Source organism: Antribacter sp. NEAU-D49, from assembly GCF_057158775.1.
In genome coordinates this window covers 1-16,296 of record NZ_JBXTSN010000037.1, presented here as the reverse complement: position 1 = coordinate 16,296, position 16,296 = coordinate 1, and the positions used below count along the sequence as shown (strand labels likewise).

14 protein-coding genes are annotated in these 16,296 nt (G+C 74.3%); 7 read left to right on the top strand and 7 right to left on the bottom strand.

Features of this window, described 5'->3' with window-relative positions; translation table 11 throughout:
- Positions 1 to 38: 38 nt before the first annotated feature.
- On the top strand, positions 39 to 1,046 hold the full coding sequence (locus AC060K_RS21060) for a response regulator transcription factor (protein ID WP_483767237.1): 1,008 nt from the start codon (positions 39 to 41) through the stop codon (positions 1,044 to 1,046).
- A gap of 95 nt (positions 1,047 to 1,141) precedes the next feature.
- Here the strand turns inward: AC060K_RS21060 and AC060K_RS21055 are convergent, their stop codons facing one another.
- The 3 genes from AC060K_RS21055 to AC060K_RS21045 all read right to left on the bottom strand — a co-directional run bounded on the left by AC060K_RS21055 (position 1,142) and on the right by AC060K_RS21045 (position 4,208).
- Positions 1,142 to 3,202 (bottom strand): S9 family peptidase, encoded by a 2,061-nt coding sequence (locus AC060K_RS21055; RefSeq protein WP_483767236.1) that lies wholly within the window; start codon positions 3,200 to 3,202, stop codon positions 1,142 to 1,144.
- A 122-nt stretch (positions 3,203 to 3,324) separates the two neighbouring features.
- Complete coding sequence (locus AC060K_RS21050) at positions 3,325 to 3,810, bottom strand: DUF456 domain-containing protein (protein WP_483767235.1); 486 nt, start codon at positions 3,808 to 3,810, stop codon at positions 3,325 to 3,327.
- A 44-nt stretch (positions 3,811 to 3,854) separates the two neighbouring features.
- Positions 3,855 to 4,208, bottom strand: coding sequence for a hypothetical protein (locus AC060K_RS21045; RefSeq protein ID WP_483767234.1), 354 nt, complete (start codon positions 4,206 to 4,208; stop codon positions 3,855 to 3,857).
- 419 nt (positions 4,209 to 4,627) lie between these two features.
- Here AC060K_RS21045 and AC060K_RS21040 point away from each other — a divergent pair, with 419 nt between their 5' ends.
- The 3 genes from AC060K_RS21040 to cobA are packed head-to-tail and all read left to right on the top strand — an operon-like array spanning position 4,628 to position 8,686.
- On the top strand, positions 4,628 to 6,364 hold the full coding sequence (locus AC060K_RS21040; protein ID WP_483767233.1) for a nitrite/sulfite reductase: 1,737 nt from the start codon (positions 4,628 to 4,630) through the stop codon (positions 6,362 to 6,364).
- Entirely contained in the window at positions 6,361 to 7,272 is a 912-nt protein-coding gene (locus AC060K_RS21035; RefSeq protein ID WP_483767232.1) for a phosphoadenylyl-sulfate reductase, read from the top strand. Before AC060K_RS21040 ends, AC060K_RS21035 begins: the two co-directional genes overlap by 4 nt.
- A gap of 37 nt (positions 7,273 to 7,309) precedes the next feature.
- Complete coding sequence (gene cobA / locus AC060K_RS21030; RefSeq protein ID WP_483767231.1) at positions 7,310 to 8,686, top strand: uroporphyrinogen-III C-methyltransferase; 1,377 nt, start codon at positions 7,310 to 7,312, stop codon at positions 8,684 to 8,686.
- A gap of 3 nt (positions 8,687 to 8,689) precedes the next feature.
- On the opposite strand, the gene AC060K_RS21025 is transcribed toward cobA, so the two are convergent.
- Both AC060K_RS21025 and AC060K_RS21020 read right to left on the bottom strand, forming a co-directional pair.
- Entirely contained in the window at positions 8,690 to 9,376 is a 687-nt protein-coding gene (locus AC060K_RS21025; RefSeq protein ID WP_125773731.1) for a response regulator, read from the bottom strand.
- On the bottom strand, positions 9,373 to 10,773 hold the full coding sequence (locus AC060K_RS21020) for a PspC domain-containing protein (protein WP_483767230.1): 1,401 nt from the start codon (positions 10,771 to 10,773) through the stop codon (positions 9,373 to 9,375). Before AC060K_RS21020 ends, AC060K_RS21025 begins: the two co-directional genes overlap by 4 nt.
- A 137-nt stretch (positions 10,774 to 10,910) precedes the next feature.
- On the opposite strand from AC060K_RS21020, the gene AC060K_RS21015 reads away from it, so the two are divergent.
- Complete coding sequence (locus tag AC060K_RS21015) at positions 10,911 to 12,470, top strand: PspC domain-containing protein (protein ID WP_483767229.1); 1,560 nt, start codon at positions 10,911 to 10,913, stop codon at positions 12,468 to 12,470.
- Positions 12,470 to 13,117, top strand: coding sequence for a hypothetical protein (locus tag AC060K_RS21010; RefSeq protein ID WP_483767228.1), 648 nt, complete (start codon positions 12,470 to 12,472; stop codon positions 13,115 to 13,117). Before AC060K_RS21015 ends, AC060K_RS21010 begins: the two co-directional genes overlap by 1 nt.
- Before the next feature lie 40 nt (positions 13,118 to 13,157).
- Here AC060K_RS21010 and AC060K_RS21005 read toward each other — a convergent pair whose 3' ends face one another.
- A complete protein-coding gene (locus AC060K_RS21005; RefSeq protein ID WP_483767227.1) occupies positions 13,158 to 13,613 on the bottom strand; it encodes an aromatic ring-opening dioxygenase LigA in 456 nt (151 codons plus the stop codon).
- A 61-nt stretch (positions 13,614 to 13,674) separates the two neighbouring features.
- Here AC060K_RS21005 and AC060K_RS21000 point away from each other — a divergent pair, with 61 nt between their 5' ends.
- Positions 13,675 to 14,844, top strand: coding sequence for a glycosyltransferase family 4 protein (locus tag AC060K_RS21000; RefSeq protein WP_483767226.1), 1,170 nt, complete (start codon positions 13,675 to 13,677; stop codon positions 14,842 to 14,844).
- Positions 14,845 to 15,006: 162 nt separating this feature from the next.
- Here AC060K_RS21000 and AC060K_RS20995 read toward each other — a convergent pair whose 3' ends face one another.
- Positions 15,007 to 16,215 (bottom strand): integrase core domain-containing protein, encoded by a 1,209-nt coding sequence (locus AC060K_RS20995; protein ID WP_483767225.1) that lies wholly within the window; start codon positions 16,213 to 16,215, stop codon positions 15,007 to 15,009.
- Between the last annotated feature and the right edge of the window lie 81 nt (positions 16,216 to 16,296).

Genomic DNA, 16,296 nt, shown 5'->3' with positions numbered 1-16,296 from the left:
GATACCCTCCGGCCCCGGGTCACCGTCAGGATCGGCCCATGACCCAGCTCCCCGCCCAGGCGGCCGTCGGTGCAGCACCGGCCCGCCGACCCTTCCCCCCCACGTTCGCGGGCCTGCTCCGCAACCCGCGCACCCGTGGCCTGCTCCGTACCTGGCGGCTGCCCGCCGCCGCGGCCGCGGTGGTGGCCGTCGTGCTCCTGGGGACCCCGCACCTCCAGATGTTCTTGATCCCCGGCGTGGACCTGCACGCTGCCGCCACAAGGGTCGGTCCCGTCCCGCTGTCGCTCGCCGACCTCGCCTGGGCCGCCTCGTGCCTCGCCTCGTTCACCGGCGTCGCACTCGCCCGCCACCGTCTCGGGACCGCGACATGGCTGCTGGCCGTGCCGTACATGCTGATGCCCGTCGTCGGCATGGTCGCCTGGGGATGGTGGCTGGCCGCGGTGCTAGCCCTGGCGATCGCGGTGCACGACGGCGCCGCACGCCGCGCCCTTCCCCTGGCTGTCTGCGTGGGCGCCTACCTGCTCGTCGTCACCGCGCTCGATCTGCCCGCGACGGCGGTCGCCGGCATCGCGGTCATGCCGGGGCTCACCGGCAACGAATCGGCATGGCCGCTCGGCCTGAGCATGGCCGGGTTCCTCCTCGGGAACGTCGCGGCAGTGGGCGTCCTGCTCGTCGTGGCGAACCGGCTCGGGCGCCGGGGCCGGGTCCTTGCCGTCCCGGCCGAGGAGCCCGCACAGGCAACCACCGCGGAGGAGGTCCCGGGGCACCCGGGCGAGGCACCGGCGTCGGGCGACGACACCGACGACGCGATCGACGACGTGACCTGGCTCGCGACGCTCACGCCGCGCGAGACGGAGGTCTTCCGCGGGATGGTGCGCGGGCTGAGCAACGCCGAGGTCGCCGCGGAGCTCTTCGTGGGCGAGGAGACGGTGAAGACGCACGTCAAAGAGGTGCTGCGCAAGACCGGCTGCCGCGACCGCGTGCAGCTCGTCATCGCGGCGTACGAGGCGGGCCTCGTCCGGCCGGAGCGGGCGCGCCAGGCCTGACCGCACCACGCACTTCGAGCTGCGCGCCAGACTGCCTCCAGGTCCGCTTACGGGCCCGTAGACGGACCTGGAAACAGTCTGGCGCGCACTCCCCGTCAGCCGACCGGCAGGTACCGCTTCCACCAGTCGAGGATGACCTCGAACCGCTCCACCCGGTGCCGGGGACGGCCCGAGCGGGACAGCTCGTGGTTCTCGCCCGGGAAGATCACGAGCTCCGTCTCGACGCCGTGGCGCTTGAGGGTGGCGTAGTACCGCTCCGCCTGCGAGAGCGGGCAGCGCAGGTCCTGCTCGGAGTGGAGCACGAGCGTGGGGGTCCGCACCTGCCCGGCGACGGCCTGCGGCGACTGGGCCGTGACCGCCTCAGGCGACGTCCCGACGTACTCCTGCCCGAAGAACCAGCCGATGTCGCTCGTGCCGAAGAACAGCTCGGGGTCGAGGAAGCCGCGCTCCACGATCGCGCCGGCGAACCGGTGGTCGTGCGCGATGGTCCAGGCGGTGAGATACCCGCCGTACGACCCGCCGAGCACGCCGGTCCGGGTGCCGTCCAGGCGGTCGTCGGACGCGATCGCGCCGTCGAGGAAGTCCAGCACGTCGTGCAGGTCGACCGTGCCCATCGCCTGCCGGATCGCGCGGCCGTGCGCCTCGCCGTACCCGGCCGACCCGCGCGGGTTGCAGTACACGACCGCGTACCCGGCGTCGACCAGCACCTGCGTCTCGTCGAAGAGCGCCACGCCGTACGAGGCGAACGGCCCGCCGTGGATCATCAGCAGGGTGGGGTGCGGGCCCTCGCCCTCGGGCACGGCGACCCACCCGTGCACCGGGTAGCCGTCGCGGCCGGTCACCGTCAGCTCGGTGGGGCGCACCACGCCCGCCTTGCGAAGAGCGGCGGAGAAGTCGGTCCGACGGCGGAACTCGCCTGCCAGCACCGCCTCACCGTCGTCGCTCGTACCGCCGAACGTGAAGGACGCGACGTCTCCGTACGTCTCCGGGTCGGCGTACGAGAACGCCACCACGTCGACCTCGCCCCAGCGGCCGGCGCTCACGCCTCCCACCGCCACCGGGCCGTTCGTGATCTGCCGGACGTCCCCCTCGGGGGTGACGAAGACCAGCTGCTGGGCACCTCGGTCGAGGACCGTGACGAGGACGCCGTCGGTCACCGGGACGACCGGGCCGTCCACGGCGAGCGTCTCCGCGTCGGTGAGGCGACGGGTGGCGGCCTCCGGGCTGCCAGCCCCCTCCACGCGGAACAGGCCGGGGTTGCGGGCCACGAAGTCCTTGCCGTCCGGGCCGACCTCGTTCGCCACCAGGTAGAGCGCGCCGTCGTCGCCGAAGGCGGCCGAGCCGACGCTCAGGTCGAGGAGCTCGCCCCCGAGCGCGTCGACCGCCTTGGCCGGGCCGTCGGCCGGCTCGTCCGTGACGGCGACGTCGAGGAGGAGCACCGTGGACCGCAGGTCCTCGTCGCTCGTCGGGTGCACGGCGGCGACGACGGCGAGCGTGGCGCCGTCGGGCGAGAAGACGGGCGAGGAGTGGTCGGTCAGGGCCTCGGTGACCTGGCGGGGCTCCGCCACGAGCGGGCGCGGCTCGGGCTTCCCCTCGGCGGTGGAGACGGGCTGGACGACGGGCTCGGCCCAGACGTCCGGCACCTCGACGAGGAAGACCTGCTGCGGGCGGTCCAGGTGGTAGCCCAGGCCGTTCCGGGTGTACTGCCACGTGGTCACCCGGCGCGGCGACTCCGCGCCGGCATCAAGGCCTTCCACCGAGCCGTACCGTCCCTGCTCGGGCTCGCGGCTCGTGAAGGCGAGACGGGTGCCGTCGGGCGACCAGCGGAACTCTCCGGCACCGAGCTTGCGGTCGGTGACCTGCACCGGCTCGCCGCCCAGCACGGGCATCACGTAGAGCTGCGGCGCCTTCTTGGGCTCCGCCCGCAGGAACGCGACGAGAGTGCCGTCGGGCGAGATCTGGGGCGCCGCGTCGCGGAACCCGCGCGTGAGGCGGCGCGGCGGCTCGTCGCCCACGAGGGGCACGGTCCAGAGCTGGCCTACGTAGGCGTCGGCGTCGAGGTCGGGCCGGGTCACGGCCACGACGGCGAAGTCGCCGGAGGGGTGCACCGCGGGCGTGGAGACGGTGTTGATGAGAGGCAGGTCGGCTGCTTGCATGGGGCGACAGTACCGGCGGGCGGAGCGGGCCGTGGGCGTGTCGGTGATGCGGTCCGGCGGGCCCCGGCCTGTTATCCACAAGAGGCGAAGGACGCCGCCGTCGGCCCCGACGAGCACGGCCGTCAGCCCAGCGTCAGCGCGCCGATCAGCCAGGTGCCCGCGGCGAAGAGGCCGCCCAGGAGCTGCACGCCGATGGTGATCAGGGTGGCCTGGAGAGCCGCCTTGGTGGCGGACCAGGCCGCGCCACGGTCCTTCCGGCGGGCCAGCTCGAGCAGGAAGATGGCGCCCGTGAAGAAGACGAAGAGGCCGACCACCGGGATCACGAAGAACCCGACGATTCCGGCAATGCCGGCGATCGCGAGAGTGCTCCAGGGCACCTCGGCACGCTTCATGTGCTTGCCGGCGATGAGCCACTGGCCCACCTCGGCTGCCGCCACGGCCGCGACAGCGATGGCGAACACCACCCAGGCACCGGTGCCGCCGGTCAGCCACGCCCACACGAGGATCGCACCGACCACGAGGATGTTCCCGGGCAGGACCTGGACCACGATGCCGACCAGTCCGATCAGCACCGCCAGGCCGACGAGCAGCTCGCCCCACCACTCCACTGTTCAGTTCTCCCTGTTCTCGGTGATGCGCGACGAGCTCACGCTCAGTGCCAGAAGACCGCGACGAGCATGTTGACGACCGTCAGCCCCAGGACCGCGCCCTTGAGGCCGGGCGAGACGTCCTCGCCCTTGCGCACCGCGAGCGTCGCGAGGACCGCGACCACGACGGCGACCGCGAGCTTGACCCCGATCTTGGCCATCGACGGCCCGCCGTCCGCCCAGAGGTCGGACATCTCAGCGATCCCGGTCATGATCACGCCCGCGCCGACCGCGCCCCACGCGCCGTGCGAGACGGCCTTGTAGAGCGCCTTGGTCCGCATCGAGGCGATCGTCCCGCCGAGCACGAGCGCCCAGCTCGCGAAGTGGACGAACACGAACAGGTCGTAGAGGAACTCCATGCCGCGCAGCCTATCGGCAGACTCAGGCACACCGGTCCAGGACGCCGGCGGGACGTCCACCTGGTGGGCACTCGTCCCATCGACCCGCTCAATATGTTCCATCGACTTCCACTATGTGGACGGGTGGTTCCTTCCGGGAACCGCGCGGGTTACCGTCATCGGCATGACCACGGCAGCGCACACCACACCCCCGGCAGTCCGCCGCGGGCAGCGAATGTGTCGCGCTCGCTGCAGCTGTCTCTGCTGTCGCAGCTGACGCGCCCCTCAGCCGTCGACCCGACCCCGGCCCACCGGACCGCCCGGGCCGACATCCCCCCTGAGAAGCGGCGCGCGCCGTCGGTCCTCAGCCTCTCGCGCCCACACCGGGGCAGGCTGAAACCAGCGCCGCGCGTCCCGCCCCGACCGAGGACGAGACACCCATGACGCAGGTCCCCGCCGCTCCCCCCGCCGTCTCCCACCCCGCGCCCGCCGAGCGCGCCGCCGTGCGCCCGCCGCGCGCGGCCAAGCCGAACGGCCAGTGGAAGGTCGACGGCACGACCCCGCTGAACCACAACGAGGAGTTCAAGCAGGAGAGCGACCCGCTGCTGGTGCGCGAGCGCATCGAGCAGACGTACTCCCGCGAGGGCTTCGACTCCATCCCGGGCGACGACCTCCACGGCCGGTTCCGCTGGTGGGGCCTGTACACGCAGCGCAAGCCGGGGATCGACGGCGGCCGCACGGCCACCCTGGAGCCGCACGAGCTCGAGGACCGCTACTTCATGCTCCGCGTCCGCATCGACGGCGGCGCCCTCACCACGGAGCAGCTCCGCACGATCGCCGGGATCAGCCAGGAGTTCGGCCGGGGCTCGGCGGACATCACGGACCGCCAGAACATCCAGCTCCACTGGGTGCAGGTCGAGGACGTGCCCGAGATCTGGCGGCGGCTCGAGGCGGTGGGCCTCAGCACCACCGAGGCGTGCGGTGACGTCCCGCGCGTGATCCTGGGCAGCCCGGTGGCGGGCGTGGCCAAGGACGAGCTCATCGACCCGACGCCGATCATCGAGGAGATCCAGCAGCGCTGGATCGGCGACCCGGAGCTGGCGAACCTCCCCCGCAAGTTCAAGAGCGCGATCACCGGCCACCCGAGCCAGGACGTGGTCCACGAGATCAACGACATCTCGTTCGTCGCGGTGGAGCACCCGGAGCTCGGGATCGGCTACGACCTGTGGGTGGGCGGTGGCCTGTCGACGGCGGCGCACCTCGCGGAGCGCCTCGGCGCGTTCGTCCGGCCGGAGGAGGCGCCCGAGGTCTGGTACGGCGTGGTGCGCATCTTCCGCGACTACGGCTACCGCCGCCTGCGCAACAAGGCGCGCCTGAAGTACCTGATGGCCGACTGGGGCCCGGCGAAGTTCCGCCAGGTCCTGGAGACCGAGTACCTGGGCCGCGCCCTGCCGGACGGCCCCGCCGCGCCGGTCCCGGACCAGCCGGGTGACCACGTCGGCGTGCACGAGCAGAAGGACGGCCGCTTCTTCGTGGGCGTCACGCCCGTGGTGGGCCGGGTCTCCGGCGACACCCTCGCCGCGGTGGCCGACGTCGCGGAGGCCCACGGCTCGCAGCGGGTCCGCCTCACGCCGCACCAGAAGCTCCTGGTCCTCGACGTCCCGGCCGACCGGGTCGACTCGATCGTCACCGAGCTCGACGCCCTCGGCCTCCAGGCGAACCCGAGCCAGTTCCGCCGTCGCACCATCGCGTGCACCGGCATCGAGTACTGCAAGCTCGCCATCGTCGAGACCAAGGCGACGGCCGCCACGGCGATCACGCAGCTTGAGGAGCGCCTGGGCGACATCTCGCGGCTCAAGCCGATCAGCCTCCACGTCAACGGCTGCCCCAACTCGTGCGCGCGCATCCAGACGGCCGATATCGGCCTCAAGGGCCAGCTCGTGACGGACGACGACGGCGCGCAGGTCCCCGGCTTCCAGGTGCACCTGGGCGGCGGGCTGGCGTCGCAGGACCGCGGCGAGGCGGGCCTGGGCCGCACGGTCCGCGGCCTCAAGGTGACCGCGGACGGGATCGGCGACTACGTGGAGCGCGTGGTGCGGCGGTTCGACAAGGAGCGCGACGGCGAAGAGACGTTCGCGCAGTGGGCGCACCGGGCTGACGAGGAGGCACTGCGATGACCGAGGTAGTCACACCACCCGTCTCTCCCGCCGGCCCGGCGGACGCGCTTCCGCGCGACGCCCGGCTCGAGCAGCTCCGTGCGCGCGCTCGTGCCCGCGAGACCGCGCGTGCCGCGGCCCGGGAGGCCCACCGGTCCGTCCGGGCGGGGGGCCAGCGGGCCCGCCGCACGGCCGACGAGCTGCGCGAGGTCGCGGCGAGAGGCCAGGCCCTGCTCCACGCCCCGGGCCAGCCCGGCGCCCTGCCCGAGGGCGCGCCGGGGGCACGCACCCACGAGGCGGACGCCTACGAGGTGATCGCGTGGGCGGTCAAGGAGTTCGGCCCGGGGCTCGCCGTCGCGTCGTCGATGCAGGACCCGGTCCTGGCGCACCTGGTCTCCCAGCAGCTCCCCTGGGTCGACGTCCTGTTCGGCGACACGGGCTACCACTTCGCGGAGACGCTGGGCACGCGCGACGCGGTCGAGCACACGCTCGACGTCGTGGTGGTCGACGTGCGGCCCACCCTCACCGTGGAGGAGCAGGACGCCGCCTACGGCAAGGACCTGTTCGCCCGGGACCCCAGCTACTGCTGCGCGATGCGCAAGGTCGAGCCCATGCGCAACGCGCTGCGCGACTACGACGCGTGGGCCACCGGGCTGCGCCGCGGCGAGTCCGTGACGCGGGCCAACGCCCCGCTCGTCACGTTCGACGCCAAGAACGGGGTGGTCAAGCTGAACCCCCTCGCTGCCTGGTCCGACGACGAGGTCGCCGCGTACGTGGCAGCGAACGGGCTGGTCGCGAACCCGCTGCTCGCCGACGGCTACCCTTCCATCGGCTGCGAGCCCTGCACCGCCCGGCCGCGCAACGGCGCGGACGCCCGGTCCGGCCGCTGGGCCGGGACCGACAAGGTCGAGTGCGGCCTGCACATCTGACGACCGCCGACCGCCCGACCACCGACCCGAGGAACCCATGACCGACCTGTACCCGCTGGGGCTCCGGCTCTCCGGCCGCCCCGTGCTGGTCGTCGGCGGCGGGCCGGTCGCGGCCCGCCGCGCCCAGCGCCTGGTCACCGCGGGTGCGGTGGTGCGCGTCGTGGCGCCGCAGGTGTGCGAGGAGCTGTCGGCGCTGGCCGCGGGCGGGCCGGGACCCGCGGGCGGGCCGGACGCCGCCCGCGTCGAGCTCCTCCTGCGGGAGTACCGCACGGGCGACCTCGACGGGGCCTGGCTGGTGCACACCGCGACGGGAGACCCCGCCGTGGACGCCCGCGTGGCCGCCGACGCCGAGGCCGCCCGCACGTTCTGCGTGACCGCGGGCGACGCGACGCTCGGCACCGGGTGGGTCCCCGCCGTCGGCCGGGTGGGGTCGGGCGCCGACGAGGTGACCGTCGCCGTGAGCGCCGGACGCGACCCGCGCCGTGCCGTGGCCGTCCGCGACGCCGTGACAGCCCTGCTGCAGACGGGTGCGCTGCCCCTTCGCCGCTTCCGCGGCCGGCCGGCCGGCCCAGCGGCAACCGCCCCCGCAGCAGCAACCGCCCCAGAAGCGACGGCCGCGCCCACGGCCCGCCCCGCACCCGAGGCGACGGACTCGCCCGGGCCGAGCGGGACGACGTCGGGCACCGGGCGCGTGGCCCTGGTGGGCGGCGGGCCGGGCGCGACAGGGCTGATCACCGCCCGCGGCCGGGTCCTGCTCGCGCAGGCCGACGTGGTGGTCGCCGACCGCCTGGGCCCGCGCGCGCTGCTGGAGGAGCTGGCCGACGACGTCCTGGTGGTCGACGTCGGCAAGACCAGCGGCAACCACCCCGTGCCGCAGGACGAGATCAACGCGCTGCTCGTCGAGCACGCGCTCGCCGGGCGCGACGTGGTGCGGCTCAAGGGCGGCGACCCGTACGTGCTGGGCCGGGGCGGCGAGGAGCTCGCCGCGTGCCGCGCGCACGGGATCGAGGTGGAGGTGGTGCCGGGTGTGACGTCGGCGGTGTCGGTGCCCGCGGCGGCCGGGATCCCCGTGACGCACCGGGGGGTGGCGCGCGGGTTCAGCGTGCTCACCGGCCACGAGGACACGGGGTCGGTCCCCGGCGGGCCCGACCACACGCTGGTGCTGCTCATGGGCGTGTCGCGGCTCGCGGAGGCCGCCGCCACCCTGGTCACGGCGGAGCGGCCCGACGGGACGCCCGTCGCCGTGATCGAGGACGGCTACGGCCCGGGCTTCCGCGTGACGGTCGGCACGCTCGCGACGATCGCCGCCCTGGCCGAGGCCGCGGGCGTGCGCCCGCCGGCGATCATCGTGGTGGGCGACGTGGTGCGCCTCTCGCCGCACTGGCCCCCGGGCGACGCGTCCACCAGCGCGTGATCGTCAGAGCAGCCGGCGCGCCGCCGCCCACCGGGTCAGCTCGTGCCGCGACGAGAGCTGCAGCTTGCGCAGCACCGCCGACACGTGGCTCTCGACAGTCTTGATCGAGATGAACAGCTCCGACGCGACCTCGCGGTAGGAGTACCCGCGGGCGATGAGCCGCATCACCTCCTGCTCGCGGCGGGAGAGGCGGTCGAGCTCGTCGTCGGCCACCGCGACGTCGCCCGCGCCGGTGCCGAACGCGTCGAGGACGAAGCCCGCGAGGCGCGGCGAGAACACCGCGTCGCCCCCGGCCACCTGCACCACAGCCGCCGACAGCTCCGGCCCCGAGATGTTCTTGGTGACGTAGCCGCGAGCGCCCGCGCGGATGACCGCCACGACGTCCTCGGCCGCGTCGGAGACCGACAGGGCCAGGAACTTGACGTGGTCGCGCAGGTCGGCGCACCGCTGCACCACCTCGGCGCCGCCTCCGCCGTTGCCGCCGGGCAGGTGCACGTCGAGCAGCACGACGGGCGGCTGGAGCTGGTGCACCACCGCGACGGCCTGGTCCACGTCGGCGGCCTCTCCCACGACGGCGACGCGCCCGTCGAGGCTGGCGCGCACGCCGGTCCGGAAAAGGTGGTGGTCGTCCACGAGCACCACGGGCACGGCTTCGCCCGTGGTGCCCGACGCCGGAGCCTGGGTCGTCATGTCAGCGCACCTTCCGTGGTGGTCGTCGTGGGAGCGGGGGCCGGGGCGGGCGACGGGGCCGGTTGCGGTGCGTAGCGTTCCGTGCGCGGCATCTTGAGCCGCACCTCGGTGCCCCAGCCGGGGCGGCTGGCCACCTCGGCGGTGCCGCCGCGGCGCCGGACGCGGCCCAGGATGGACTCGCGGACGCCGAACCGGTCGGACGCGACGGTGTCGAGGTCGAAGCCGTCGCCCCGGTCGCGCACGAAGACCTCGGCCGCGGCGTCGGTGATCTCGAGGTACACGGACACCGGGGGCCGGCCGTGCGTCACGGCGTTGACGAGCGCCTCCCGGGTGGCCTGCAGCAGGGCGGCCGTGTCCTCGGTGGGGACGCAGTCGCCCACCACGACGGTGTCGACCGTCACCGGAGTCGCGCTCGGGGTCTCGCCGCGCGGCGCCGTGTCCTCGACCGATCCCACGAGGGTGCGCAGCTCGGAGGCCAGGGACGTGCCGGGCTCGTGCCGGTCGTCGTACAGCCACTCCCGGAGCTCGCGCTCCTGGGCACGGGCCATGCGGGACACGGTGTCGGGGTCGCTCGCCCGTGCCCGGATGAGCGCGAGCGTCTGGAGCACGGAGTCGTGGAGGTGGGCGGCGATGTCGGCGCGCTCGGCCTCGCGGGCACGGGCGGCGCGCTCGTCGCCGAGCTCGCGCATCAGGCGCAGCCACCAGGGCGCGAGCACCAGCGCGACCCCGGCGAGAACCGCCAGCGAGGCCGTCGTGGCCCGCATCATCGTGGTGATCGGCACGCCCTGCCCCACGAGCAGAAGCACACCGAGCATCACGAGGACCACGCCGCCGGCGAGCCGGAGAACACCGGCCCTGCTGCGCAGACCCACGCCGTCGCCGGGACGGCCGAGCCACTGGCCCCTCTGGGCGGCGTCGAGCTGGCTCCAGGCGAGCGCCACGCCACCGAGCGCGATCAGCGCCGGGAGCACCCACGACGACACCGGGTCCCAGCCCGCGCGGAGCGCCACCAGGAGCGCCGCGCCGCTGAGCAGGACCACGCCGACGAGGATGTCGCGCAGGGCGAGCCGCGTGACGGGACCGGCCAGCCGCCAGCGCGACAGGATCGAGCCCGGCACCGCCTGACCGGACGTCCCGGTCTCGAGCGGGCGGGCCAGCCGGCCCCGCTCCGCGGGCAGCGCCACGGGCGCCGTCGGGTCGCCGGCCGGCACGGTGACCCACCAGAAGACGTAGACAGCGATCCCGGCGCCGCCGGCCAGGGTCAGCATGACCAGCACGGCGCGCACGACCCACGGCTGCGCGTCGAGGTGGGCCGCGAGGCCCGCGGCCACGCCTCCGGCCACGCGCCCCCGCTGCGGGCGGAGGAACGGCAGGCGTTCACGGTCGGTGGAGGTCACCTACCGATCGTGGCATGCTCCGGTGCCCCCGAGAGACGGATCGGCCGGAATTCAGGGTCCCGGGGCCCACGAACCAGGGTGGGTCTCAGGGCGGATCCCCGATGACCGGGGCGCGGTCGCCGGATCAGGATGGTTCCATGACCACCGACGACGTTCCGCAGCCACGGCCCGAGCCGGCCCGTGGCGAGCACCCTGGTGACGGACGCACCGAGCCTGCCTGGGGCAGCCCCGGCGTCGGCCCTGCGCCCCAGGCCGACCCGTCCACCCAGGCCGGACCCCCGCCGGGCTCCCCGCCCGGCCAGGACGGCTTCTTCGACCGCGTCCGGCGCGGCGGCCTCTCCCGGTCCGACGAGCGGTGGGTCGGCGGTGTGGCCGCAGGCGTCGCCGAGCGGTTCCGCATCGACCCGCTCCTGGTCCGCGGCCTCCTGCTGGTGAGCTTCTTCCTCACCGGGGTGGGACTGGTGCTGTACGCCCTCGGCTGGGCGCTCCTCCCGGAGCGCCGCGACGGCCGCATCCACCTCCAGCAGGCACTGCGCGGCAACTTCGACGTGGCCATGCTCGGAGCGGTCGCCGCCTTCCTCGTCGGCCTCTCCTGGGGCGGACCGTGGAGCTGGTGGGACGACAGCGGCGTGGGCTGGCTCGGCACCATGTTCTGGATCGGTGCCATCGCCCTCGCGGTCTACCTGGTGGTCCAGAACAGCGGCAAGCGCCGCCCGACCGTTCCAGGCGCCGTCCCCGCCCCGGGTGCCGGTCCGGTGCCGGGTGCCGGTCCGGTACCCGGCGAGGCGTCCGGCTTCCGGCCCGCCCCGCCGGTCGAGTACGGCTCCACCCCGGCGGGTGCGGCGCGTCCTCCCTACCAGGCGCCGCCGGTCCCCTACCGCCCGGGCCCGCACCCTGGCCCTCTGCCGTACCCCCCGCACGGTCCGGCCGCAGGCGGCGTCATGGTGCCGCCGGTCCCCCCGCTCCCGCCGGTCCAGCCGCCGAAGCCTCGTGAGCGGCAGTCGGGCGCCGGCATCGTGGTCGGCCTGATCCTGCTGGCCGGCGCCGTGCTCCTGATCCAGGACCGCCTGGGGATCACCTTCCAGGGGCTCGACGCGACCCTGCCGTTCTGGGGCGCCTGGTTCGGCGTCAGCACGGTGATCATCGGGCTCGCGCTCGTGGTCGCCGGGCTCCGTGGCCGCACCGGCGGCGGGCTCAACTTCTGGGCCGTGGTCGCCGTCATCGGCGCGATCGTCGGCTGGGGCGTGTGGGCCGACACGGAGAGCTACGACCACGCCGCCATGACCTCTGTCCACATCCAGGACCTGGGCGAGTCGATGAGCCTGACCGAGGGCACCTTCGCGGTCGACGACGTCGCTCGCGCCGAGGACGGGTTCGAGATCCCCTGGGGCGAGCCGGTGATCGACCTCTCGGGGCTCGACCTGTCCGACGTGACCGCCGACGACCCGGTCCGCGTGCCCATCGACGTGGGTGCCGGCGGCTCGACGGTCATCCTCCCGGACGGCGTGGCCGCCGAGGCCGAGGTCGCGGTCGGCGCCGGGACGGTCACCTGGCACGTGGACGGCGGCAACCGGTCCGTCAGCGGCGTCGGGGAGACCACCACCTTCTCCACCGAGGAGGCCGACGACGCAGGCGGCGCCCTGCTCCACCTGGTGATCAACGTCGGCGCCGGCGACATCGTGATCGAGGAGAGCTGATGAACCAGAACCAGAACCCCGACGGTGCCCGCGAGGACCCCGCCCGCACCGAGCAGCTGCCGGTGACGCCGCCCACGGAGACCCTGCAGATCGTGACGCCGCCCGCTGCTCCGGCCGCCGTGGCCGCCCCGTCGGTCACGGAGCGTCTCGCGGCCCCCTCGGGCCGGTCAGGAGAACGGCCGGACGAGCGGCCGGGCGACAAGCCGGCGCCGGGCGACGCGGACGACACGACCACCGGCGACCCGGCGGCGTCCGGTCCGGCGACCCCCGTGGCTGACGACGTCCGGGACGAACCCGCCCCGAGCGCCTTCGACGAGCCGGTCCGCGAGCCCGCCGCAGGGCCGGGACTGTCCGGTCCCGCTCCGGCGAGCACGGCACCGCCCGCCACGGCGCCCGGCCCGGCTGCGGCGGCACCGCCGTCCGCCACCCCTCCGGCTGCGGCCCCCACCGCAGCGCCCCGCCCGGCCGGCACCCGCGTGGGCACCGTGGTCTGGGGCTTCGTCGTGGTGGCGTTCGGGCTGGGCCTGCTCGCGACCGTGGCAGGCTTCCGGATCGACTTCGGGATCGCGGCGATCGTGCTGCTCGGTGTCGCCGGAGTGGCGCTGGTGGGCGGTTCCATCCTGACGAGCCTGCGCCGCCGCAAGTGACCCGCCGCCGCTCGTAGCGGCAGCGGTCGGGAACAGCTGGTCAGGGAGCGCGGCTCGCGATCGCCTCGGCGGTCGCGAGCCGCCTCAGCGCGTTCCCGACCACGAGGAACACGATCCCCAGGCCGATCACCAGCGCGCAGATGCCGAACGCGACCACCGAGGTGAAGAGCGAGGCCCGCAGGAACGATGCATTCATGACGGTCTCGCGGACCGGGTCGTCCTGCCCCAGCTCGGCGTACGTCTTGCCGTCGGACGCGGCCAGGGCGTGCTCGTTGATCACCTCTGCCTGCGCATAGGCGGTGAACGGGCCGGTGACCTGCTGGCCGGCGAGCATGCTCGCGTCGTCGGACACGGTGATCCGCTGGTCGGAGAGCTGGGTCGACACGAGGATCCACACGAGGACGCCCGCGACGATGAGGACAAGGCCCGCCAGGATGGCGACGGTCCCGGCGCCCTTGACGCCGCGGACGGGACGGTACGTCTCGATGCTGGACATGCTCGTCACGCTAACCACGCCCGGCCCGGACCGCCCGTCGAAGGTGTGATGGGATGACCGCGTGCGCATCACCCACGTCTCCGACTCGTACCTGCCGCTGCTCGGCGGCATCGAGTCGCAGGTGAGCCGTCTCGCCGCGCAGCAGGCCGCTGCGGGGCACGACGTCGAGGTCGTGACCACCACGCCCGGCACCCCCGGCGCCCACGGCCTCAGCACCTCGGTGGTCGACGGCGTCACCGTCCACCGGGTCGCCGCCCGCATCCCCGGCGGCTACCCGATCCACCCGCGCTCCACCACGCACGTGGTCCGCCGCCTGCGGCAGGCCGTGGCCGCGGGCGCCGCGCCCGACGTCGTACACCTCCACATGGGGGTGCTCGCCCCCACCACGCAGGCGGCGCTGCGGCCCGTCACCCGCCTCGGCCTGCCCGCCGTGCTGACGGTGCACAGCGTGTGGGGCGCCGCGGAGCGAGGCTTCGCCGCGCTCGACAGGGTGGTGCGGTGGGCGGACTGGCCGGTCGTGTGGTCGGCGGTGAGCGAGCTGACGGCGGCGCCGCTGCGCCGTGTGGTGCGCGACCGCGGCGACGTCGTCATCCTCCCGAACGGGCTCGACCTGGCCGGGTGGCGGGTGCCCCGCACGGAGCGCGCCGACCGCGCTGAGGGCGTCGCGGTCCACGTCGTCTCGGCCGGGCGCTTCGCGCCCCGCAAACGGATGCTCCCCCTGGTGGACGCAGTGTCCGACGCCGTCTCCCGGCTCCCCGACGGCGCCCTCTTCGTGACGCTCGTGGGCGAGGGCCCGGAGCTGGCCGAGGCGCGACGCCGGGTGACCGCCCGCGGGCTCCGGGGCGTCGTCTCGCTGCCGGGCCGCCTCACGCCCACGGACCTCAAGCGCCTCTACGCGCGTGCCGACGTCTTCGTCGCACCCGCTGTCCAGGAGGCTTTCGGCCTCGCGGCCCTGGAGGCCCAGGCCGCGGGCCTGGCGGTGGTCACCCGGGCGGGTTCCGGCGTGGCCGAGCGCGTCGTGGACGGCCAGGGAGGCCTCGTGGTGCCCGACGACGCGGCTGTCGCCGACGCCCTCGTGCGGCTGTCCACCGACGCCGCCCTGCTCGACGGGATCCTGGCGCACAACCGCGCCGTCCTGCCGGAGACCGACTGGCAGGACGTGCTGGCGGCGACGGACGCGGCATACACGCTGGCGGCCGAGCGAGCGGCCCGGGCCCGCTCGGGGCGCTGACGCCCGCCGCGCCCGCCGCCCGGCCGCCCCTCACCCCGGTGCGTGATCGGCAGTTCGTCGGATGATCGGCAACTGTGGTGTCTCAGGACATCGTGCGTGGTTGTGTCTCGGGACATCGTGCACGGTGTGGTGTCTCAGGACATCGTGCACGGGTCGGGTTTGTCATGGTGTGGGTAGGCGGTTCTTCGTCCCGAGGTAGCGGGTTCTGGGTGCGGGTCGGGGGTAGCGGGCCAGGATCGTGCCGTCGGGTCCGGTCACGGTGATGGTGGTCTGGTCCCACGTGATCGTGGCCGGGGTGGTGGCGTGTCGGCGGCCGAGGTAGAGCTCGCAGGAGCGCCAGGTGATCCGTCCGGTGGGGCTGACGGTGGTGGTCGTGGTGCCGTCGGCGGGTGCTCGGGCCGGTGGCGGGGGCAGGTGTGGTCCGTCGGGTGGGGTGGGCGGGTCGGCCGGAGTGGTCGCGTCCCAGGCTTCCTGGGGCGTCATGTGGCCGGGCAGGGCTTGGTGGGGGCGTTGGGTGTTGTAGTAGGCGTCGTGGGTGTCGAGCAGGGTCTGCAGCTCGGTCAGGGTCCGGGCCGGGGGGCGGGCGTTGAGCCACTTGTGCAGGGTCTGGTGGAAGCGTTCGTTCTTGCCCTGGGTGGTGGGTTTGTAGGGCTTGCCGGTGATCGGGGTCACGCCCAGCGCGCGGACGTGCTCGACCAGCCGGCCTGTGACTCCGCGGCGGGTCGGGTTCAGTGCTGCGCCGTTGTCCGACAGCAGCCGCTGGGGCACGCCGTGGCGCCGGACCGCGGTGTCGAACACTGCGATCGCGTCGTTGCCGGTCTCGCCCCACGCGGCTCGGGAGGCCACGGCCAGGCGGGAGTGGTCGTCGATGAGCTGGAAGATCACGCAGCGGCGTCCGTCGGCCAGGGTCCAGTCGGTCGCGTCGAGCTGCCAGCACGCGTTCGGGCAGGGGTAGACGAACCTGCGGTTCGCCGAGCGGGGTCGTTTGCGGGGCTCGGGTCGCACGTGGCCGGCTCGGGCGAACCAGCGCGCGAGCGTCGCCCGTGAGGGCGGGTTCAGCCCGTCGCGGCGCATCCGGTCCACGACGCTGACCGGACCGTGGTCCAGGCCCTGTTCCCGCAGCCAGGTGCGGGTCTTGAGCGCGATGTCCAGCACGTCCTGGTCGGTCCGCGACGGGCTCGACCTCGGACGCCGCGAACCGGGCTCGGTCGCCGGGACCGGCCCGTCCCGGCGAGCTGCCGCACGGATCTTGTAGAAGACCCGCCGCGAGATGCCGTGCTCGGTGCAGAACCGAGACACAGCACCCCGCGGCGGGTCCAGCGGAAACTGCACGATCGCCCACCGCACGTCCGGCGGCACCGAATTGACCATGGCAACAGTGCACGATGTCCCGAGACAGACCGTGCACGATGTCCTGAGACACAACCGCGCACGATGTCCTGAGACTTCACA